The organism is Alteromonas sp. KUL150, assembly GCF_009811475.1.
GTDB lineage: Bacteria > Pseudomonadota > Gammaproteobacteria > Enterobacterales > Alteromonadaceae > Alteromonas > Alteromonas gracilis.
Genome location: NZ_BLIJ01000028.1, coordinates 14,162 through 35,510, shown reverse-complemented (window position 1 = coordinate 35,510; position 21,349 = coordinate 14,162). Strand labels below are relative to the sequence as shown.

The following is a 21,349-nucleotide window of genomic DNA, read 5'->3' as shown; positions in this document are numbered from 1 at the left end:
AGGCGGTTCAGCTAAGCAATTGCAGTTCGGCGTATTCCCTATACAAGGTATCGCTTTTCATCAACGAAGCATGATCTCCACTTCCCACGACGTTTCCTTTGTCCATCACAATTATGCGGTCAGCATGCTGTACGGTAGCGAGTCTGTGCGCAATGACAATGCTAGTTTTGCCGACCATCAACCTGTCTATGGCTTGCTGAACCATACGTTCACTCATTGCATCAAGCGCACTTGTCGCTTCATCAAGAAGTAAGATAGGTCTGTCTGCTAAAATGGCGCGTGCAATGGCAATGCGTTGTTTTTGTCCGCCAGAAAGCTTTACACCGCGTTCTCCTAGCTGAGTGTTGTAGCGTTCATCAAGGTTATCGATAAACTCGTGTGCAAAGGCTTGTTTTGCAGCATTCACAACGGCTTCGTCGGTTGCATCAGGACTGCCATAACGAATGTTTTCCAACACGGTATCTGCAAACACTACGGGCTCTTGGGTTACTATCGCAATATGACGCCTCAAGACATCAACGGGCATTTTATTAATAGGTATTCCGTTAAATAGGATCTGCCCAGCGCTAGGGTCGTAGAAGCGCATAAGAAGTTGAAACAGGGTTGTTTTACCTGCGCCACTAGCACCAACTAAAGCAAGGCGTTCACCGGCTTGTATATCAATGTTTAAGTTATTAAACAGAGGTTTACTATTAGGATATGCGAAGCTGACCTTATCCAACTGAATTCTTGGGGCAGCCTTGGAAATTGAAACTTTATTTTCAACCTCTCTGGGGTTAGATTCTTCTGCGCGCTCAGACTCGGTAATTTTCTTCACCTTATCTGATACGGGTTTGATAGCTGACTCAGTAGTAAATAGTTCGTATAAACGTTCGCTAGCCCCCACACCACGCTGTACTTCGCCTATGACTTCACTAATTGTGGCCACGCTGCCGCCAGCCATCACTGCATAGAAAAGAAACGCAGAGAGTTCGCCGACTGTCATGGTTCCGTCGAGTACCTGCATTGCGCCTACCCAAGCAATAAAGATAATTGCTGTCATGCTGATACACATAATGCAGCCAATCAGCAACGAACGGTAATGAATACGCTTTTTGGCTACGTCCATGGCAAGCTCTACTTTTTTAGAAAAATGCAGGCGCTCAGCATTTTCAGCGTTGTAAGCTTGTACGGTCATTATTTCATGTAAACTTTCATCAATACGCGCGCCTAGGTCTGCCACTTTATCTTGGCTTGCTTTTGCATAACGACGAACTTGGGGCGCGAGTACTTTAATTGGAACGAGTACTGCCGGCACGGCAACAATGACACAAAATGTTAGCAGTGGGCTGGAAAAGGTCATTAACGCCAATGCACCTACGAAGGTAACAATAGAACGCAGCGTCATCGATAAACTCATCCCCACTACGGTTTGAATTACCGTAGTGTCGCTAGTGAAGCGTGAGATAACCTCACCGGTTCTAAGCTCTGCGAAAAATGAAGGGGGAAGTGAGAGCAAATGAGAGTAAACCTGATTTCTAATGTCGGCACTGACTCTCTCGCCTAACCATGTCATCAAGTAAAAGCGGGCATAGGTCGCAATGCAGGCAATCAGCGTTATTAGCAACACAATAAGCGTGGCCTGGTTTAAGGTTTCAGAAGCGCTTTCTACAAAGCCGCTATCGATAGCGTATTTAATGCCTTGTCCTAACATTAACCATGCTAAAGCGGCAGTAAACAAGGCGGTAATGGCCCCAGCGACACGTTTTTTGTAACGGCTTAGGTGTGAACCTATCCACTGCAGTACTTGTTTTGTTGACACTTCATTTAACGGTATTGCCAAAATAACCTCTTTTAAATTTTCAACAGATAAAGCGATGCTACGGAAAACCGTATCTGATTTGCGCTATCAATGCGTTCGAACAGAAGCTGAGAACGTTCAATGGTTAAGACTATACGCTGAACTGGGAAAAGTTGATTTATTCATGCGACTACAGTTGCAGTAAATCAGGTGGGTTGAACCTTATTCGTTGTGACTTGTCTTGACTAGCGCAGGTCGGATTAAAATTTTTTAGGGAATGGCGGAAGTCGCATAGTTAAAGCAAGAAAAGAAAAATCAAGAATAGAAAACGGCTGGGCTCAAAGTAAAAAAAGGCTTGGGGCTCCATTTATTATCTGGAACCCCTACGTACCTGATAGTAATTAAGCACTTTGAAGTGCAAAGTTTAGCAGCTTCAAGTGCTTAGCTTTGACTAGCAATAAGAGCTTGTTCAATGTCAGCTACAATATCGTCAATATGTTCAATACCTACCGAAATACGAACCATATCTTCACTAACACCAGCCGATGCAAGCTCATCAGCATTTAACTGACGGTGTGTGGTGCTAGCTGGGTGACAGGCTAGAGACTTTGCATCACCAATGTTAACCAAGCGTAGAATTAGCTGTAGGGCATCGATAAACTTAGCGCCTGCTGGCAATCCACCTTGAATACCAAAGCTGATAATACCGGCTGCTTTACCGCCACAAATGCGTTGGCAGGTGTCGAAGTGCTCACTATCAGGCAGGGCAGCATAGTTAACCCAATTCACTGAAGGGTGCTTTTCAAGAAACGCAGCCACTTTTTCTGCGTTTTCGCAGTGGCGCTCCATCCGTAACGATAAGGTTTCTAAACCTTGCATAATATTAAACGCACTTTGTGCAGAAAGTGCAGCCCCTGTGTTACGCAGAGGCACAACGCGGCAACGGCCAATATACGCGGCTGGGCCAAGTGCTTCTGTGTAAGTAACGCCATGGTAGCTAGGATCGGGTGTAGTCAGCATACTGAATCGTTCTGGCTGGGCAGCCCAATCAAAGTTACCTGAGTCAACAATAATGCCGCCCACTGTAGTACCGTGACCGCCAATATATTTGGTTAACGAGTGAATGGCGATGTCGGCACCATGATCGAACACTTTGCAAAGAATAGGAGTGGCTACGGTGTTATCAACAATTAGCGGCACGCCTGCGGCATGTGCAATATCGGCCCAACGTTTAATATCAACAACGTTTCCTGCAGGGTTGCCAATAGACTCGCAAAATACGGCTTTGGTATTTTCATCAATAGCGGCAGCAAGGCCATCGAAGTCATTAGCTTGTACGAAGGTAGTTTGAATACCTTGGCGAGGAAATGTATGCGCAAAAAGGTTGTAGGTGCCGCCGTATAACTGTCCAACACTTACAATATTGCTACCGACTTCTGCGATAGCTTCAATGGCGTAGCGAATAGCGGCCATACCAGAGGCTACCGCTAAAGCGCCCACACCACCCTCTAATTCAGTTAAACGCTGCTCTAACACTGCGTTGGTCGGATTCATTATGCGGCTGTAGATATAACCTGGCACTTTAAGGTCGAACAAATCAGCACCATGTTGCGTATTATCAAACGTAAATGATGTGGTTTGATAAATAGGAGTAGTTGCTGCTTTTGTGGTTTCTTCGCTAGTATAGCCTGCGTGTAATGCAATGGTTTCTGGTTTCATTGAACATACCTTAAAAGTTAATTTATATTTTGCGCGTTTAGGTGTTTAGATGTTTAGACGTCTATAGGTCTGTTAGTTAAGGTAATCCAAAAATCTTTACTTGTGAAGTATTAAAAAGTTATTTGTTAATTAAATGTAGGAGAGTGTTTTGGAAAAGCCAGTGCGACAGCTCGGTCAACAATTAACACAGCAAAGTAGTAAATCTATTCTCTACTACGTGCACGACCCAATGTGCAGTTGGTGTTGGGCATTCGTTCCTACTTGGGAGCAAATACAGCGTGAGTTACCCAACGATATTGAGGTTGTCTACTTGCTTGGCGGGCTCGCACCGGATAGTGATTTACCTATGCCGGAACAAATGAAACTTACTATTGCAGGCTATTGGCAAACTATTCAAGATCGTGTGCCTGGAACACAATTCAACTATGATTTTTGGACAAAGTGTCAGCCTCGTCGTTCGACCTATCCTTCGTGTCGAGCAGTTCTTGCAGCAAAAGCGCAGGCTAAGGATAGTGGAGAAGCTAAAATATTAGAGAAGGCAATGATCAAGGCAATTCAAGAAGGCTATTACCTAAATGCAAGAAACCCATCAGACTTTGATACCTTGGCGGGCTTTGCTTAAGAAATAGGACTTGATTTCGAGCGCTTTAAATTAGCGCTTAACAGTGCAAGTACAGTTGAGAAACTAAGCGAAGAAATGCATATGGTTCGTAGTATCGGTACGCAAGGCTTCCCCAGTTTAATACTTAAGTCCAACAAACTCTTTGAGGCAGAAGAGACAGAGTCACAAGAGCTTAAAAACGCTCAGTGGCAAAACATACCTTACGACTATTATGACGCAAGTGTAACCCTGCGTCGTCTGTAACGGTTATCGAAAGAAGGCCGAACTTTTAAACTGTCCCTTCTTTGCATTGGTCAAGGCGTAAATCACCCACTGATTTTGGATATTCAACGCGTGTTGTTACGATTTCCGATACTGGAATGCCAGAGTCTGATTCCTGCAGCCAAATCTTCATATCGCGATTGTCGCGGATCTGGTTGAGGGAGTAACGCTTACCACCTTCTAAATTTACATCGAGTCGAACAATAGCCTCGCGCATGTTATCTGCAGGAAGATCGGTATTCACAACCATGGCGCGAACAAATAGAACATGCTCACCCTCTTCCACGTCCCGCAGCGCTGATGCACTTGTTGGGCGCTGATTAAAACACATAAGTTTTACGTACTCTCGTTTGTTATCATAAGCTTCGCCGCGATTAGCGAAAAAATCTATACGTGCTTCATTAGGTTGAACTTTGGCTTGTTGGTTAATGACATCTGAAACAGACGTACAAGCGAAAAGAGGAGCAATCGCAGTAGCGAGTAGAAGCGATGGTAATTTCATTTGAATAATCCTTCTCCGTGAGACATACACTGACGCCTTCAACAAGCAAAAGCCTCAGATAAAAATAAACACATCCTAAGTGCCATCCTTTAAACTGCATATGGCTGTTCAATTCGCACAATAAAACAGTGCACTATTAACAATACACCATGATCAAATGTTTTAAAGAAATTTGTGATGGATAGGTTAGTTGTGAAACCGTTTTAGCTCCAATACCACGCTAATGAATAAAGGTTTAACTAAACAAAGGATAAATCAGGTTTTTACTTGCATTGAGTGGCGATATCCGTATAATTCGGCGGCCTTCTAGCTGGCGTCTATTTTTTAGACGTTGTTCGAAGGCTTAAGTTAACGGTAACGCTACAACGAGTTTGAGGCATTTATGGTTACTATTCGTTTACAGCGTGGTGGCGCGAAAAAGCGTCCATTTTATCAACTAGTGGTGGCTGATAGCCGTCGTGCAAGAAACGGTCGTTTCATTGAAAACATCGGTTTCTTCAACCCAACTGCACAAGGTCAAGCGGAACGTCTTCGCGTAGATCTAGAGCGTGTAGATTACTGGGTTGGCGTAGGCGCGAGCTTATCAGATCGCGTTTCTAGCTTGGTAAAAGAAGCGAAAAAATCTGCAGCGTAAGCTGTTATTAACTGGTGGTATAGATGAGTCTAGCGTCTGACAAAGTGATTGTTGGCAAAATTGGCGCACCGTATGGTGTTAAAGGTTGGGTCAAAATCAACAGCTATACAGAAACGCCAGAAGGTATATTTGAGTACGCGCCATGGTTCCTTGGCGAAGAAAAAGAATACCAAATTGACCAGTGGCGACCGCACGGTAAAAGCCTCGTTGCAAAAATTGTGGGCGTTGATAGTCGAGATGATGCCGAGCGCATCAAAAACTTGGATATCAACATAAACGCTTCACAGCTGCCTGATTTAGGTGACGAAGGGATTTATTGGCGTGAGCTCACCGGCATGAAAGTGGTAACAACGCAAGGTTACGACTTAGGTGTGGTGAAAGAAGTATTTAATACAGGAGCTAATGACGTGATCCACGTTAAGGCAAATGTAGGCGATGCTTTTGGTCAAAAAGAAAGACTATTACCTTTTGTGTTCGACGAAGTCGTACAAGAGGTGGATAAGGAAGCGAAGGTCATTAAAGTTGACTGGGACCCGGGGTTTTAAGTGACTCCGGAAAAGTGGTTCGGTGTTGTTAGCCTGTTTCCAGATATGTTCGCCCCATTTACCCAGCAGGGTGTTATAGGTCGAGCAGTTAAATCTGGAACCTTATCGGTTGACACCTTCAACCCCCGTGACTTTACACATGATCGCCATCGCACAGTAGACGACCGCCCCTACGGAGGCGGACCCGGTATGCTGATGATGGTAAAACCGCTAACTGACGCAATACAAGCCGCCAAGAAAGTGGGCGGCAAAAAAAGTAAGGTGATCTACTTATCACCACAAGGGAAACCCCTTGACCAAGCAGGCGTACAGCGTCTTGCTAACATCGACCGCACAATTTTAATTTGCGGCCGGTATGAAGGCATCGACGAGCGGGTAATCGAAAGCCATGTAGATGAAGAAGTGTCTGTAGGTGATTACGTGTTAAGCGGCGGCGAATTACCAGCAATGGTCCTTATGGACGCGGTTGCACGGTTAGTTCCCGGTGTGCTGGGGCATAAAGCTTCAGCAGTTGAAGATTCTTTCACTGACGGTCTTTTGGATTGTCCGCACTATACGCGGCCCGAAATACTTGATGGTCAAAAGGTTCCTGAGGTGTTGCTAAGTGGGGACCATGAAAAAATTAGGCAGTGGCGATTGATGCAATCATTAGGTAGAACCTGGCATCGTCGCCCTGATTTGTTAAATCACCTAGCTCTGACTGAGGAGCAGCAGCGTTTGCTTGAATTATTCCAAGCGCAACTGCAGCAAGATGACAGTTAACTAGGACGAGAGGATATGATGAGCAAAGTCAGTCAAGATATCATCAAAAAAATCGAAGAAGCACAGCTAAAGACTGATGTTCCTGCGTTTGGTCCAGGTGACACAGTAGTTGTTAAAGTTCGCGTTACCGAAGGTGACAAAGAGCGTCTTCAGGCTTATGAAGGTGTTGTTATCGCTAAACGTAACCGTGGTCTGCACTCGTCTTTTACCGTGCGTAAAATTTCTAGCGGCGAAGGCGTTGAGCGTGTGTTCCAAACACACAGCCCGGCAGTTTCTTCAATTGAAGTTAAACGTCGCGGTGCGGTTCGTCGTGCTAAGCTTTACTATCTACGTGAGCGTTCAGGTAAGTCTGCACGTATCAAAGAGAAGCTTAACTAAGATTACTAATCCTTGCGTTATTGTTAACTTCGAAAAAGCCCGCTTCACGCGGGCTTTTTTGTGCCCGCAATTCGATCCTTTTGTCCTCTCATCAATTACAAATATTAATATTTGTTAATAGAGAAAAGGATGAGTTCAGAATATTTTATTGTACTGGGAATTTTGGGCGTTGCATTTTTTGCTGTTTCTGGTGCGTTACTCGGCCATGATAAAAACATAAACGGTTTTGGCATCGTCGTGGTTGGTGTGATGACTGCGCTAGGCGGCGGTACCCTGCGTGACTTATTGTTGGGCAAACCTATATTCTGGGTAGAAACGTCGGAGTATCTTATAGCTACTTATTCTGCCATCTTCGCAACCGTGCTGTTCGTTCGCTATATGCCATCGCCCTCAAATTTCTACTTTATTCTCATCGATACAATAGGACTCGCTATCTTCAACGTCATAGGTATAGAAAAGGCCTTAATTAGCGGAACGGGAATGATAGTCGCACTGACAATGGGGATGACCACAGGTATTTTCGGCGGCTTGATGAGAGATGTGGTTTGTCGGGAAGTGCCCTATGTGATGCGAGGTGACGTATACGCCAGCGCGTGTTTTGCAGGGGGGCTTTCCTATGCCGCGTTATTCGCGTTAGATATTCCCTATATTTGGTGCATACTAGGTTCTATCTTTGTAACGGTTTTACTAAGAACCGCTTCGTTGCATTGGGGGGTGAAGGTTGACTTATTCAGAAAACGAACACCGCGATCTAAAAAGAAATGTAATGCCGACTTATGATGTGTGATAAGCGTTTATTATTTTTAGCAACCAAAGACAGTGAAACCTAGCGCTACCGTTTCACTGTCTATATTGGTTACGCCATTAAAGATAGGGCGTCAATGAGAGGGGCGTTCTCTTTATCAATAGTTTCGATAATGTGTTTATGCAAACGTTTTTTATGTTCACCAAAAATTCCACGCTTTTTATCAAATGATTTTGCGTAATTAAGTGCACCTTCCATGAGTGCCTCTTGTGTCTCATAGGCTTTTTCAATAACGTGGTCATTTTCTAGTTCTTTACCAGATACCCGTCTACCAGAAAGCTTCATTTCATTAAATCTATGATAAGGCATGGCTTTCTTTACAAACTCAATCATGCCGGGAAGGAATGGAATAGATAAATCTACTTCTGGGAAACAGAAAAAACCTTTGTCTGAACGCATGAACCTAAAGTCACAGGCGCAAGCCAAGATCGCACCGTTACCGAAAGCGTGCCCGTTGATGGCTGCAATCACGGGTAGAGGAAAAAGAAGCACAGTTTTGAACACCTCATCCATATCGTACATGAACTGCTTAATTTCTTCTGTGCGACCTGCCTTCATCGCAGGCATCAACCAGTCTGTATCTATGCCTAAACTAAAGCATTTATCATCGTTGGACGTGATCACCATCGCTTTGCAACTTTCATTGCTTTTGATTGTTTCTAATGCGGACAACATTTCCTTGGCAAAAAGCGGATTATGACGGTTTTCACCACTTTGCATGGTAAGAATGGCTACGTCGCCCGTGTAGGTTATAGCTAAATTTTGCATTGTGTTCTCGTTATTATTTATTTGCTGCAATAATACAAAACCCGAACAACAAATGAAAAATTTAGCTTATTTATGTTGGTTAATTATCTATGATGAATAGACATAAAAATATATTGCGGTGTTAGGGCGTGATACGAACTATTTTTGCTAGTTCCTAGTGTTCGCGGACAAGACTTAACGCTAAACATCTTATCATCGAGGAAAAAAGAGCAAGCCTCACTTCCGGTTAAAAAACGTGCTAATGAAAGCGGAGGTTGGACAAACGGTCATGCTGATACACTTAGAATATACCCTAGATTAAAGTATTATTCGTTAATGCTTGCCTCTTTAGGCTTTAATTGTTAAAAAGTCAATGACGTTAAAGAAATATAGAATAAGCTCGCTGTATAATTAAGTTTACAAGCAGATTGGACACTCTTTTGGCGTTTTATTTTCAATTTTTTATTTGTAGTTAAGAGAGTAAGAGAACTCCCATGATCAAGGACACTGTTAATAATGTTCACGTAAGTACAGAAGATGTACTTATTACACCTGATGCGCTTAGCGCAGAGTTGCCTGTCTCAGAAAAAGCACTTGCTGCAATTTCTGATTCGAGAAAAATTGTTTCAGATATAATTCATCGTCGTGACCACAGATTGCTAGTGGTGTGCGGCCCTTGCTCAATTCATGACATTGAAGCAGCTAAAGAGTACGCACTTAAACTCAAAGAACTACATGAATCGTGTAAAGACACTCTGTTTATAGTAATGCGTGTTTACTTTGAAAAGCCGCGAACCACAACAGGGTGGAAGGGGCTTATTAACGACCCGCACATTGATGGTACGTTTGATATCGAAACCGGTCTTCGCAAAGCGAGAGAATTGCTAATTTGGTTAGCAGAATTAGAGTTACCTGTTGCCACTGAAGCATTAGATCCAATCAGCCCGCAATATCTAGCAGAGCTATTTAGCTGGGCTGCTATCGGAGCTCGCACTTCTGAATCGCAAACTCACAGAGAGATGGCAAGCGGCCTCTCAATGCCTGTTGGTTTTAAAAATGGTACCGACGGAAGTTTAGATATTGCCATTAATGCACTTAAATCTGCGGCTTCCGGGCATCGTTTTATGGGGATTAATAAGCAGGGCCAAGTAAGTATCATTGGCACCAGTGGAAACCCAGATGGCCACATCATTTTGCGTGGCGGAAAACAGCCTAATTATGATTCGGTGTGCGTATCTGAGTGCGAAATCGAATTACAAGACGCAGGGCTGACTGCAGGTTTAGTTGTTGATTGCAGCCATGCGAACTCATCAAAAGACTACCGTCGCCAACCCTTGGTGGCACAGAATGTCGTGAATCAAATACTTGAAGGTAACCAGTCAATTATTGGTGTTATGCTTGAAAGTCACTTGAAGCCTGGAAATCAGAAAGCCGAAGGTAAAAAACCTGAAGAGCTTGAATACGGCGTTTCTATCACTGATGGATGTATTGATTGGGAAACTACAGAAAACTTAATTGCTCAAGCCAGAGATAAATTAATTACTGTGTTACCCTTACGTCAAAATAAGCGCACGGTGGCATAAGCTAACTCAACCCGTGCCATGTGATTCAAGGATAAGACATAATGGCCGATATTTCGCAGCAGTTAAACAAGCTAGATACGCTGCGTGAAGGTATTGACGAGCTGGATTCCCAGCTCGTCGAATTACTTGCTAAACGCAATAAAATCACTACGCAAGTTGGGCAAATCAAAGCCGAAGCCGGCATGCCCGTTTATGTACCTGAACGAGAAAAAGCGCTAATAGCCTCTCGTCGTGCTCAGGCTGAATCTCTTGGGGTCTCTCCCGACCTAACTGAAGATTTACTTCGTCGCGTAATGCGCGAGTCTTACCATACGCAAAATAACAAATACCGCTGTGTGAAACCCGACATCGATAACGTTGTTGTGATCGGTGGAGCAGGGGCGCTTGGCCGCGTGTTTGTAAGCTTGTTTGAAAGAAGTAATTACAAGGTTTCGGTTGTTGAGAAAGATGACTGGGAAAATGGCAGAGCATCATCGCTGTTAAGCCATGCTTCGCTAGTTGTCGTTGCCGTGCCTATTAATTTAACAGAAGACGTGATTAGCAAGCTTACTATGCTGCCCAACGACTGTGTGCTAGCAGATATAACCAGTGTTAAAGCCAAACCTCTAGAGGCAATGCTTGCAGTGCATCGCGGCCCCGTTGTAGGGCTTCACCCTATGTTCGGCCCTGATGCACCTGGCATGATAAAGCAGGTGGTTGTGGTGTGCGATGGTCGTGGCAGTGAAAAATATGATTGGTTGATTGAACAAATGCGAATCTGGGGGGCCACCATTCATGGCTCCAGTGCAGAAGAACACGACCAAGCAATGGCTTATATTCAGGTTATGCGCCACTTTAATACATTCGTTTACGGGCAACACCTCAAAGGCGAAGATCCGAATTTAGAGTCTTTAACCATGTTTAGTTCACCGATTTATCGGTTAGAGCTCGCAATGGTAGGACGACTATTTGCACAGTCACCGCAGCTTTATGCCGATATCATTTTTAATAATCCTGACAATTTTGCGCTTCTGCGTCGTTTCTACGAACGATTTGGTCTAGCCTTGTCTCTTTTAGAAAGCGGAGATAAAAAAGGGTTTGTTGAACAGTTTATGAAGGTTGGGGGCTGGTTTGGTGATTATGCTAAAAAATGCTTGGTAGACAGCAAGCAAATGTTACTTAAAGCTGATGATGGCCAACTTTTAAGGGATAAGTAACACGCTTAAATTTTATAACATTCAGAGGAAAGGCGAGCCCGAGAGCTCGCCTTTTTATTTTAGTTGGCTAGGGCGCTTGCTGCAGCGACTTTTGTTGGACTTATTTCTTCGCTCGGATAACAGCCAAGAACTTTGATATAGCGCGTAATTCCGCGTAATGCGTCTAGGGCGTTTTGTACTGGGCCATCTTCTACATTGCCTTCTACATCAATGTAAAACATTTCTTCCCACGGGTTCCCAGGGATAGGGCGAGATTCAAGCTTTGTCATGTTAATACTATTCTCTCTTAGCACTAACAAGGCCTCAACCAATGCGCCAGGCTTTTGTATTGTGGACATAACGAGTGTCGTTTTTGCTGGTACCTGAAGCGGCACTACGACGGGATTACGCGCCACAACGATAAAGCGGCTGTGGTTTTCCTTCTGATTAGCAAGGTTACTTTTAATGGCCATCAAGCCATACAAGTTACCACCGGCTTCACTTCCTATTGCAGCCACATCATCCCGTTTAAGCTCGCTTACCGTCAACATCGCAGATGACGTACTGTCCATCGTTTTTACTTCTACATTGCCCAACTCAGCGAGGAAATGGCTGCACTGGGTGAAAACCTGGGGGTGGGCATAAAGCGTTTTTATCTTATCAATGCTGGTATTGGTGCCTACCAGCAGCGTGTGTCGAATGGGGTGTGTAAGTTCGCCAATAATACTTAATTGAGTGTGCTGCAACTGGTCGTATACTTCATTGATACTGCCAGAGGTCGTATTTTCTATAGGGAGTACAGCATAGTCAGCTTCAGTGCTTTCTACTTTATGAATTATTTCTGCAAAACTTTGGCAGCCAATCTCTAAAAGCTCGCCTGGTCGACGAGAGAAGTACTTTTGAGTTGCGAGATACGAATATGAGCCTTTGTCACCCAAAAACGCTACACGGTTAAGGGGGAGAGTGCTGCCCGGGTTGGCACGCTCAGCTAACATAGCTTGTTGATTCAAAACTGAGTCTTCAATTATAACGTGAAAGATTTGCGTTACGTAATGGGGGTCTAGACCAATGCCTTGACCCTCTTTTATTAAGCGAACTAAGAGCTGCTCTTCTCGCTTCTGATCTCGCACAGGGATATGGTGTTTTATTTTGGTCTCAGCGACTTCGTTAGTGAGTTTTCTGCGTTCTGCAAGTAAATTAAGTAGTTCACTGTCTAAAGCGGTAATCCGCTCTCTAACAGTATCTAATGCATTGTCTGACATAGTGTTCCCGTGCGTAACGTGTAATAAAGTGCTGTTAAAAAAAAACCTCCCAGATGGGAGGTTTTATGCATGTAGCCGCGCCTCCCTAATTTAAGGATATAAACGCAAAAAAGAATACTGCTACGTGCTTTATGTTCTGTTTCATACGTTGAATGTATGTTGAACACCTATGTGTGTCAACCCATTTTTACAAAATGCATCATTGTTTTTTAGGTTGTGGGCTTGAAAAAGCAAAGAAAATGAGTTTGCTGCATATATTTGCTACGAACAAACTCTAACGCTCTCGCTTATACAAGCTTTACCTCAACAACTTAATTTCCTAACAGTGCAGAAAGCATTTGACGTACTTCATTTGGCTCAAAAGGTTTGTCGCACAATGCGTTAACGCCCGTTTGCTGAATGTTAGCCATATGCGCGCTATCTGCTGATTCAGAAGTCACCATGATAATAGGTATATGTGTGGTCTCTGGGTTGAAGCGGATAAATTCAGAAAGCTCACGCCCATCCATCTCCGGCATATTATAATCAGTCACAACTAAGTCGAAGGCCTGATCTTTGATTAGCGTCAATGCCGTCGCGCCATTCTCCGCTTCTTGAATTCGCTGAAGACCCATTCCTTCCAGTACACGTCTGATATGATTTCTTGCTAATTTACTATCATCTACAAGCAATACACGCACATCGTGAACATCGAATAGCTCAAGTTCTAACTCATCGTGATTAATCAAATCTAAACTTGCGTTCAGCGCGCGGGACAAATGAAGCGGCTCAAACGGTTTGGGTAAGATTGCGGCTACGCCCGCCTGCTTGAATTCTTCAAGTTTGCTTAATCGGTTTTCACTCGATACAAGCATGAAAGGAATACTCTTAAAATCGTCATTCTCTTTGATAAACTTTAACAGTTCCAACGCGGTACCGTCTTCGTAATACATAGCACTCACGATAAGATCAGCACCATGGGCTTTCACTGCAGAACGCGCTTCCGAAAGGGTACTGACAGGGTCAATTTCCTTAACGTTTTCTTTCAACAGCAGCGTAGTAATGATTTTCCGCTGAGTATCAGAGGGCTCAACAAGAATAATATGTAAATCAGAAATTGACAGCTTTTCCATTTCAGACTCTTTTTGTTATATGTTTATGAAAAAGGGAACATTCACTGTTGGTTGTTGCCAACTAGCCACCAGCAAGTTTAACGTTAAAACCCTTATCTGTTAGAAGTGAGCGCAGCTTTTCTCTGTCATCGGTTTGAACTTCAATTACACCGTCTTTAACTGCACCGCCACAACCACATTTCTTTTTAAGTTCTGAGCCAAGTTTTTTTAGCTCGTCAGTGGGAAGGTCTAAGCCTTTGATTAAAGATACGCCTTTTCCCTTGCGCCCTTTAGTTTCTCGATGAATACGAACGATACCGTCCGAAGAAACCGAGCGCTGCTCTGTTTTGTGCTCAGGCTTTATTTTGCCGCTTTCAGTACTGTAAACTAAAAGTGCGTCTTGCCAGTCTTGCATAAATACCTCAATAAAATTCGTCTTTCCATCTTAATTGCATCGAAAACAACACAATTATACAAAAGTTGTAGACAGCAACGATGGCTATGTAGAAAACTTCAACTAAGATAAGGATAGCAAAGATAAAAGCATCAGATGAAGCATTTATGATCACATTTAAGGAACGGGTATGGAAATAACGTCAAGTTTTGAAAACCAAGGAAAAACATTAGTGATTGATGTCGGCGCCAAGTTCGACTTCAGTAAGGTTGAGGCCTTCAGAAACGCCTATTCCGATCTCGATAGCAATGTTTCACACATCAGTGTTGATCTATCACGCACCGAATACATGGATAGTTCTGCATTAGGCATGCTGCTCAACATGCAAAAATCACTAGCAGGCAGAGAACTGAGTTACAGCATCGAAAATGCGCGTCCGCAGGTTGCTAAAATCCTACAAATATCTCGCTTCGACAAGAAATTTGACATCAAATAATCATTAAGAGATCCACACACCGTGAAAATTCTTATTGTCGATGACGAGAGTATAAATCGTACTCTATTGGCCAACATGCTTTATAACGCGGGTTATAAAGATTGTGTTGAAGCAGAGAATGGCGTAGACGCTATCGAGCTGTTTGTAGAAGAGAAGCCAGACTTAGTTTTACTCGATGTAGTAATGCCTGGGTTGTCTGGTTTTGACGTTGCGTCAAAAATTCGAAATCTAGCCGATGAGACTTACCTACCCATTCTTTTTATTACCGCACTTGAAGACAATGAAAGCTTAGTTCGCTGTCTTGAAGTTGGCGGAAACGATTTTGCTACAAAGCCCTTCGACCGTCATATCCTCATTGCAAAAATAAGAGCGCATCTGCAGATACGGGCGTTAAGCGATCGCATTGAGCAGCAAAACAAAACACTTCGGTTGTTCAATCAGCGGGTTGAGCGCGAGCACGCCATCGTTGAGCATATATTTAGCCACGCTATTGTTAATCGTCCTGAAGTTTTGTCACACTTTGATTGTCTATTAAAACCAGCCGAGACTTTTAATGGAGACCTTTTCCTTTGCGAAGCAAGTCCAAGTGGAGGAATTTACTTCGTGGTAGGGGACTTTACTGGGCATGGATTAGCGTCAGCAATCGGCGCACTACCCGTAACCCGAGCATTTCGGGAATTGACGCAGCAAGGCGTTTCTATAGCTGAGATCACCTCTGAACTAAATCGAATCCTTTTAACTTTTCTTCCAAGCGACATGTTTATGGCTGCCGTCATCGGAGAAATTAATGCGGCGGGTAATCGCGTAAATCTATGGCAGGGGGGAATGCCAGAAGTAGTCGTTCCAGCGAAGACCGATATTGCACTTCGCACGATACCCTCTCGGCATATGGCCCTTGGAATATTGGATGAAAGTGAACTCAATACAGACTACGACACAATTAATTTAGGGCATAACGAGCAGCTCGTTATCTATAGCGATGGTCTGATTGAAATAGTAGATGCAAACGGAGAAATGCTTCAGGAAGAAGGGTTCGCTAACATCATAAAAGCGCAAATGCAGGTACAAGGAAAAGTAGACGCCCAGTCGCTCTTTCGTCAAGCCATAGCGCACGGTCCTTCATCCACATTAAGTGACGATGTCACTCTAGTGGTTTTCAATGCTAAACCCATAAATATATCCACTTTTCGTAATGCAGGCGAGGGCTTGCCTTCCGTCCATGAAATTGCCCTTAATGCCTCTCACCTAAAGCAGCCTGATATTCTTCAGCGAATATTGCAACTGGCTGGGCAGTGCGAAGGCATACAAAACATACGTTCCGTTTTGTACACTGTTCTTACCGAGCTTTTCAACAATGCGCTAGACCACGGCATTTTAAAGCTTGAATCTAAAGTTAAAACTGACATCGAAGGTTTTCATCAGTATTACGCAGAGCGAGATGCTTCTCTAAAGGCGCTAAGCCATGGCCGAATTAATATTCGTATCGAATCTTTACCGTCAGAGGGTAAAGTACTATTACAAGTACAAGACAGTGGCGAAGGGTTCAGTTGGGATAGAGGTCGAACCTTATCAGTTCAAAGTAATGGGCAAGAATTAAGTCATGGTCGTGGTTTACCCCTAATTCATGCACTTTGCGAAAAGGTTTGGTTTGAGGATGGAGGCAAGAAAGTAATTTGCCTGCTTGATACCGAGTATTGAGCCTTTTCTATAGAGTAATTTTCTCAATTAGCCACTATTCACTCGATAATCTAGATAATCGGTTTATTAATCGAATTTTCCTTTCCTCAAGTAGAAATTAAAGAAATTATCGTGCCACTAGCAAGGTTGCACAATGTATTACTGAGGATTTATGCTGAAATCATTTTTAAAATTATTTGAAGATTCACACAAAGACAGGGAACCTGCTTACACGGTCGAATTGGCAACTGCGGCGTTACTGAGTGAGATAGTTAATGCAGATAACGAAGTTACTGACGTTGAAAAAGAAGAATATGAAAAGCAACTTAAGAAGCATGTGAATGTGGATGAGGATGCAATGGCGCTTCTTCTTAAAAGAGGGCAAGAGACTTCAGAAGAAGCGGTAGACCTTGTGCATTTTACTCAAGTGTTGAACAAACACTGTAGTGCGGATGAAAAAGTTAGCGTTGTAAAAAGCCTTTGGATAATTGCGTATGCCGATTCGTCTCTCGCGCCACTTGAGGAAAGCACCATCAGGCAAATTGCAGATCTACTATATGTACCACACAGCGAGTTTATAAAAACAAAGCTTTCTGTCGTTGAGAACACGCCTGCTAATTAAAACCGTAAAGAGAGTAATTGGGACTTTCTTAAATTTCCGTTTTACTTTCTATGCGCCTGCCTTACTATTGTGAACAAAAAAGTAGGCGACCGTACACGGTGAATAAACCATTTCGTGTCACGTGTACAGCTCGCGAGAGAAACGTTAAGTAGTAAGTGAAGGACACATGTGTGTTTAAAACCCTGAAGATTTCTATTGGTCTTGTGATCGTAGCGACTATGTCGATATTGGCTGTGTCCATCGTTGTAATAAACAAAGTAGATCACAACGAGTCCGTGATTGATGTTGTAAGGGATAATACTGCTGCGTTGAGTAATTCAGTGGCGTTGCAGCTTGCGGTTTTGATGGAAAGGAACCCTGGAAATAACGCGCTGATATCATCCGTATTTCAGCCAATCAAAGCCCATGAATATTTGTTATCAGCTACGCTTTACGATAACGATTATAATGTTATATCAACGATAAACGGCGAACGTGTTAGTGAAATCGAGGACCAACGTGTCCCTCGATTGCCAGAAGATGCTCCTTTTGGCATTACGCAGTACGACGATGTGCTTGTGGCGCATCAGATTGTAGGAAGTAGCCTTTATCCAATGGGACATATGGTCCTTTATATTGATGTTGAGCACGCAAAAACAAAAGATACCGCTCGCGAAATTCTTAGGCAATTGCCAGTCATACTCGTCATTTGGCTGTTCTGCGTGAGCATCTGCATCATCATTTTATACCGATTAGTGTCGCCTCTTACCTCCCTTTGTCGATTCACTCAAGACGTGTTTGAGTCAAAAGATTACGCCTTGAGAAATTCTTTAAACGCTTCAAATGAAATTGGTCAACTAGCTCGCAATATCAACAACTTGTTAGATGCAATTGAAGTTGAATTACTGGTGAATTTTGAGCAAAAACAAACGCTAGTTGATCAACAAGAAACCATGTCACGACTTGCTAACTTTGACAGCTTAACAGGGTTACCCAATAGGCAGTTCGTTCTCGACAATCTAAGGTTAGAATTGGCGAGAGCCAAAAGAAATGAAGAAGACTTGCTTCTGTTGTTTTTTGACTTAGATGGTTTTAAAGGGATCAACGATTCTTTAGGACATGAAACTGGCGATCTTATCCTTATCGAAGTGGCCGACAGAGTGCAATGTTTACTGCGCGATGGTGACTTGTTTGCCCGTTTAGGTGGCGACGAATTTTTGGTCCTTCCTGATAGAGACGCCTCTACAAAACACGCACAGAGTCTAGCCAATCGGTTAATCACAGCTTTTGACGAACCCTTTGAGCTTCGTGGCCTGTCTTTAACGGTAGGGCTTAGCGTCGGGATAGCTAAAGCATCAGATGCATCGTACGATCTTAGTGAACTTATGAGCAACGCTGACTTGGCTATGTATCGGTCTAAAGCTCGTGGTAGAGGAAGCTACACGCTATTCACGCCCGATATGGTCGAATCCCATAAGCGAAAACTGCTTTTGGCAAACGGCATCGAAAAGGGCCTTACCAATGACGAGTTCGTGCTTTACTATCAAGTGAAAGTGAATAATGACGGCAGAGTCATTGGCGTAGAGGCATTGATTCGTTGGCAGCATCCTGAATTTGGATTGGTTATGCCCAACGAATTTATTCCCATTGCAGAGCAGGGGGGCAAAATAACGGCCATAACCCGCTGGGTAATAAAGCGTGTCTGCATTGATATGCCTACCCTCAAGCAATGGGCTTCGTCCCCATTTAGGGCGTCTATTAACTTATCGGGGCACGATTTAAGAAGTACACAACTGTTCGATTATATTTATAGTACTTTTACTTCGCACAATGTTAATCCTGAAAATTTCGAGTTTGAAGTAACGGAAAGTGCCTATCTCGAAAATTTTGCACTTTCTAATAAATTTTTTAGACGTATTGGAAACATGGGATGTGCAATAGCACTTGATGATTTTGGTACGGGCTACTCGTCGTTGAGTTACCTTACTCAAATAACCATAGATACGCTGAAAGTCGACAGACAATTTGTAATGGAACTTCAAACGTCAGAGCGAAGTCGCCTTGTAACCGGGGCCATAATCGACCTCGCAAAACGCCTATCTCTATCAGTGTGTGCCGAGGGCATAGAGAACCTTGAACAGTGGGACTATTTGAAGCAGCATGGTTGCGACAATGTTCAAGGCTTCTTATTCAGCAAGCCCATTCCACTTGCATCGTTGATAGATTCCCCTCGCCACTTTAGTAGCGAAGAGTTTGCCTAATCCCTCGGGAGTGCAGACTCAGTTTCTCTGACATTCTTTCATGTGTGTGTTTCTTAATTGCAACACACTGTGTGTTCTTATATGAGTTGGTGTGAGAAAATATTACTTATTAATCTGATTTGTAAGTGTTTTATCCTCTTGGTCTGAAAATCGCATAATATAAATCGCATAGTAGAAATGTGGTCAATTATGATAGTGGTTGATTGAAAACTAGTGATACTATTTATACGCTTTTCCTATTTTTAACGTTACAAAGCAGAAGATAGAAAAAGTGTTCAGAGAAGGATTTTATAAGCATTTATGCGGAGGATTCATGATGAAACGTCTCGAAAAAGTTTTATTAGCACTTTGTGCTGTAGCTGCAGTGCAAGCCATATCGGTAGCGGATGCGCATGCCAATCCAGCACGCTCACTCTTGCAACAATTAGACACAAACAAAGATGGGCTCATTTCACTTAAAGAAGCGGTTCGTCACACCGGACTACTTCGAAATTTTGGGTTGATTGACGACAACGAAGACGGAAAGCTTTCAGAATCTGAATTAGCTAAAAGTAAGTTAACGCCTGGAAACGAAAAACTCACGGCAAGTGAATAACTCAAACAAATAAGCATAAGAGGGTAAGGTTCTGATAAACAAGGTTTCGTTTGGCAAGCGAATAGTCCAGCTAGGTTCGCTTAGGCAGTTGACGTTAGTTAGCTTTTTACTGGCCCTTATTCCTCTTATTGCTCTGCTTTGGCAGAGTCAGAGCGACTTAGCTAAAGTTGGGCAAATGACAACGCTTGAAACACGTTTTGTGGTGGATGTTGTAGGCGATATGCAGCGCTTAGATAACGCTGTTGTGGACGTTGAGAGAAGTATTCGTCAGTTCGCGGTGTTGAGAAGCGATCAGGTCGCCTCACTATCGGATAATGCTATTGAGCAGTTCACACTTGCTGCCGATAACTTATGTCAGGCATTGTCGGTTCCCACTACGTGTTCCCGTTTATCTGGCCAACTAAACCAACTAGCAGACTACCGTACTATTGAAGATCAACTGCTGCTCAATGCTTATTTGGCCTCGATAGGCGATAGCGTGGAACAACTTCGTGACGACGTTGAAGCGGTTATTAATGAGCGAGTCCAAGTTCAACAGGACGATCTCAATGCCATGCAAGCTAAACAGGCTTGGTCTACAGCAATGTTGGTCAGTGTCTCTCTGCTACTTATATTGCTGGGCAGTCAGCTTATTGTTAACCCCGTAAATAACCTCAAAAAAATTATTAGGATCATGGCGCACAGTGACGGTGAATTACCGCCACTATCAACCCAAGCGCCAAGAGAGCTTATCGACGTTGAAAAAGATTTACATTGGCTTTATGACCGCTTACAGCAGCTGGAGCACATCAGAACTGCATTGCTGCGACATGCTGCTCATGAGTTAAAAACCCCACTCGCTAGCATTAAAGAAGGCTGTAGTTTGCTTTCCGAAAACGTAGTGGGAGACTTAAATGATAGCCAAAGAGAAATTCTGTCATTACTTACATCAAGTACACATCGCTTAAATACGCTGGTGGAGAAGTTACTCGATTACAATCTGCTCTTACAGCAAGCTCAGCCGAAGGTCGTTAAAAGCGATGCGAAAAAGTTGGTCTCGGCGTGTTTAGAGGATTATGCCTTAGCTATTCAAGATAGAGAAGTAGACGTAAATATCGTCTCAACTGATGTAAACGTTGATGAAGAACTATTCAGGCGAATACTTGATAACCTAGTTTCTAACGCTGTAGCCCATGGCGCAGTGGGTAGACCAATCAATATTCATCTTTACAACGAAAATGGAAACCTAGTGCTGGATGTGGCTAACCGTGGCAAACGCATAGCGCCAGAATCAGTACCTACATTGTTTGAACCCTTTATTCGTGGTCCAGAGCCGAGAAATGACAATGTCATAGGAACTGGTCTTGGGCTATCTATTGTTGCCGATTGTGCTCGACTAATGCATGGTGATGTACGCGTGGTAGATGTAGACTATGCAGATGTTTGCTTTAGAGTGACCATTCCGCAGCAGGAAAAGTAA

At 43.4% G+C, this 21,349-nt stretch carries 20 protein-coding genes and 1 pseudogene; 14 read left to right on the top strand and 7 right to left on the bottom strand.

Annotated elements, in window-relative coordinates; all coding sequences use genetic code 11:
• Nucleotides 1-7 precede the first annotated feature (7 nt).
• Both GVO62_RS05390 and GVO62_RS05385 read right to left on the bottom strand, forming a co-directional pair.
• The gene (locus tag GVO62_RS05390; RefSeq protein WP_159118062.1) at nt 8-1,822 is read right to left on the bottom strand and encodes an ABC transporter transmembrane domain-containing protein; all 1,815 of its coding nucleotides are present in this window, start codon (nt 1,820-1,822) and stop codon (nt 8-10) included.
• A gap of 399 nt (nt 1,823-2,221) precedes the next feature.
• Nucleotides 2,222-3,499 (bottom strand): O-acetylhomoserine aminocarboxypropyltransferase/cysteine synthase family protein, encoded by a 1,278-nt coding sequence (locus GVO62_RS05385; protein WP_159118061.1) that lies wholly within the window; start codon nt 3,497-3,499, stop codon nt 2,222-2,224.
• A gap of 229 nt (nt 3,500-3,728) precedes the next feature.
• Between GVO62_RS05385 and GVO62_RS19665 the strand changes: the two are divergent.
• Nucleotides 3,729-4,364: pseudogene (locus GVO62_RS19665) on the top strand (DsbA family protein).
• A gap of 25 nt (nt 4,365-4,389) precedes the next feature.
• Here the strand turns inward: GVO62_RS19665 and GVO62_RS05375 are convergent.
• A complete protein-coding gene (locus tag GVO62_RS05375) occupies nt 4,390-4,884 on the bottom strand; it encodes a hypothetical protein (RefSeq protein ID WP_159118060.1) in 495 nt (164 codons plus the stop codon).
• A gap of 382 nt (nt 4,885-5,266) precedes the next feature.
• On the opposite strand from GVO62_RS05375, the gene rpsP reads away from it, so the two are divergent.
• From rpsP to GVO62_RS05350, 5 genes are all read left to right on the top strand, one after another.
• Entirely contained in the window at nt 5,267-5,518 is a 252-nt protein-coding gene (gene rpsP / locus GVO62_RS05370) for a 30S ribosomal protein S16 (protein ID WP_105931878.1), read from the top strand.
• A gap of 23 nt (nt 5,519-5,541) precedes the next feature.
• Entirely contained in the window at nt 5,542-6,063 is a 522-nt protein-coding gene (gene rimM, locus GVO62_RS05365) for a ribosome maturation factor RimM (protein ID WP_105931879.1), read from the top strand.
• Nucleotides 6,064-6,825, top strand: a complete 762-nt coding sequence (trmD, locus tag GVO62_RS05360) for a tRNA (guanosine(37)-N1)-methyltransferase TrmD (protein WP_159118059.1) — start codon at nt 6,064-6,066, stop codon at nt 6,823-6,825.
• 18 nt (nt 6,826-6,843) lie between these two features.
• A complete protein-coding gene (rplS, locus tag GVO62_RS05355; RefSeq protein WP_024015986.1) occupies nt 6,844-7,203 on the top strand; it encodes a 50S ribosomal protein L19 in 360 nt (119 codons plus the stop codon).
• Nucleotides 7,204-7,332: 129 nt separating this feature from the next.
• Nucleotides 7,333-7,983: a trimeric intracellular cation channel family protein gene (locus GVO62_RS05350; RefSeq protein ID WP_120960172.1), complete on the top strand. Its 651-nt coding sequence runs from the start codon at nt 7,333-7,335 to the stop codon at nt 7,981-7,983.
• Nucleotides 7,984-8,059: 76 nt separating this feature from the next.
• Here GVO62_RS05350 and GVO62_RS05345 read toward each other — a convergent pair whose 3' ends face one another.
• Nucleotides 8,060-8,776: an enoyl-CoA hydratase/isomerase family protein gene (locus tag GVO62_RS05345; protein ID WP_159118058.1), complete on the bottom strand. Its 717-nt coding sequence runs from the start codon at nt 8,774-8,776 to the stop codon at nt 8,060-8,062.
• Between the two features lie 473 nt (nt 8,777-9,249).
• On the opposite strand from GVO62_RS05345, the gene GVO62_RS05340 reads away from it, so the two are divergent.
• Both GVO62_RS05340 and tyrA read left to right on the top strand, forming a co-directional pair.
• Nucleotides 9,250-10,338 carry a 3-deoxy-7-phosphoheptulonate synthase gene (locus tag GVO62_RS05340; RefSeq protein WP_105931883.1) on the top strand — a complete coding sequence of 363 codons (1,089 nt, stop codon included), beginning with the start codon at nt 9,250-9,252 and terminating at the stop codon, nt 10,336-10,338.
• A 41-nt stretch (nt 10,339-10,379) separates the two neighbouring features.
• Nucleotides 10,380-11,534, top strand: a complete 1,155-nt coding sequence (gene tyrA, locus GVO62_RS05335; protein ID WP_159118057.1) for a bifunctional chorismate mutase/prephenate dehydrogenase — start codon at nt 10,380-10,382, stop codon at nt 11,532-11,534.
• A gap of 59 nt (nt 11,535-11,593) precedes the next feature.
• Here tyrA and pheA read toward each other — a convergent pair whose 3' ends face one another.
• The 3 genes from pheA to yciH all read right to left on the bottom strand — a co-directional run bounded on the left by pheA (nt 11,594) and on the right by yciH (nt 14,281).
• Nucleotides 11,594-12,775, bottom strand: coding sequence for a prephenate dehydratase (gene pheA, locus GVO62_RS05330; RefSeq protein ID WP_105931885.1), 1,182 nt, complete (start codon nt 12,773-12,775; stop codon nt 11,594-11,596).
• Between the two features lie 311 nt (nt 12,776-13,086).
• Nucleotides 13,087-13,887: a response regulator gene (locus tag GVO62_RS05325; protein WP_105931886.1), complete on the bottom strand. Its 801-nt coding sequence runs from the start codon at nt 13,885-13,887 to the stop codon at nt 13,087-13,089.
• Between the two features lie 61 nt (nt 13,888-13,948).
• Nucleotides 13,949-14,281, bottom strand: a complete 333-nt coding sequence (yciH, locus tag GVO62_RS05320; RefSeq protein ID WP_159118056.1) for a stress response translation initiation inhibitor YciH — start codon at nt 14,279-14,281, stop codon at nt 13,949-13,951.
• Nucleotides 14,282-14,450: 169 nt separating this feature from the next.
• Between yciH and GVO62_RS05315 the strand changes: the two genes are divergently transcribed.
• From GVO62_RS05315 to GVO62_RS05290, 6 genes are all read left to right on the top strand, one after another.
• The gene (locus tag GVO62_RS05315) at nt 14,451-14,756 is read left to right on the top strand and encodes an STAS domain-containing protein (RefSeq protein ID WP_105931888.1); all 306 of its coding nucleotides are present in this window, start codon (nt 14,451-14,453) and stop codon (nt 14,754-14,756) included.
• A gap of 21 nt (nt 14,757-14,777) precedes the next feature.
• A complete protein-coding gene (locus GVO62_RS05310) occupies nt 14,778-16,454 on the top strand; it encodes a fused response regulator/phosphatase (RefSeq protein ID WP_159118055.1) in 1,677 nt (558 codons plus the stop codon).
• A gap of 151 nt (nt 16,455-16,605) precedes the next feature.
• On the top strand, nt 16,606-17,055 hold the full coding sequence (locus GVO62_RS05305; RefSeq protein ID WP_159118054.1) for a TerB family tellurite resistance protein: 450 nt from the start codon (nt 16,606-16,608) through the stop codon (nt 17,053-17,055).
• A 170-nt stretch (nt 17,056-17,225) separates the two neighbouring features.
• The gene (locus tag GVO62_RS05300; RefSeq protein WP_159118053.1) at nt 17,226-19,295 is read left to right on the top strand and encodes a putative bifunctional diguanylate cyclase/phosphodiesterase; all 2,070 of its coding nucleotides are present in this window, start codon (nt 17,226-17,228) and stop codon (nt 19,293-19,295) included.
• 313 nt (nt 19,296-19,608) lie between these two features.
• Entirely contained in the window at nt 19,609-19,890 is a 282-nt protein-coding gene (locus GVO62_RS05295) for an EF-hand domain-containing protein (protein WP_236547075.1), read from the top strand.
• 61 nt (nt 19,891-19,951) lie between these two features.
• A complete protein-coding gene (locus tag GVO62_RS05290; protein ID WP_159118193.1) occupies nt 19,952-21,349 on the top strand; it encodes a sensor histidine kinase in 1,398 nt (465 codons plus the stop codon).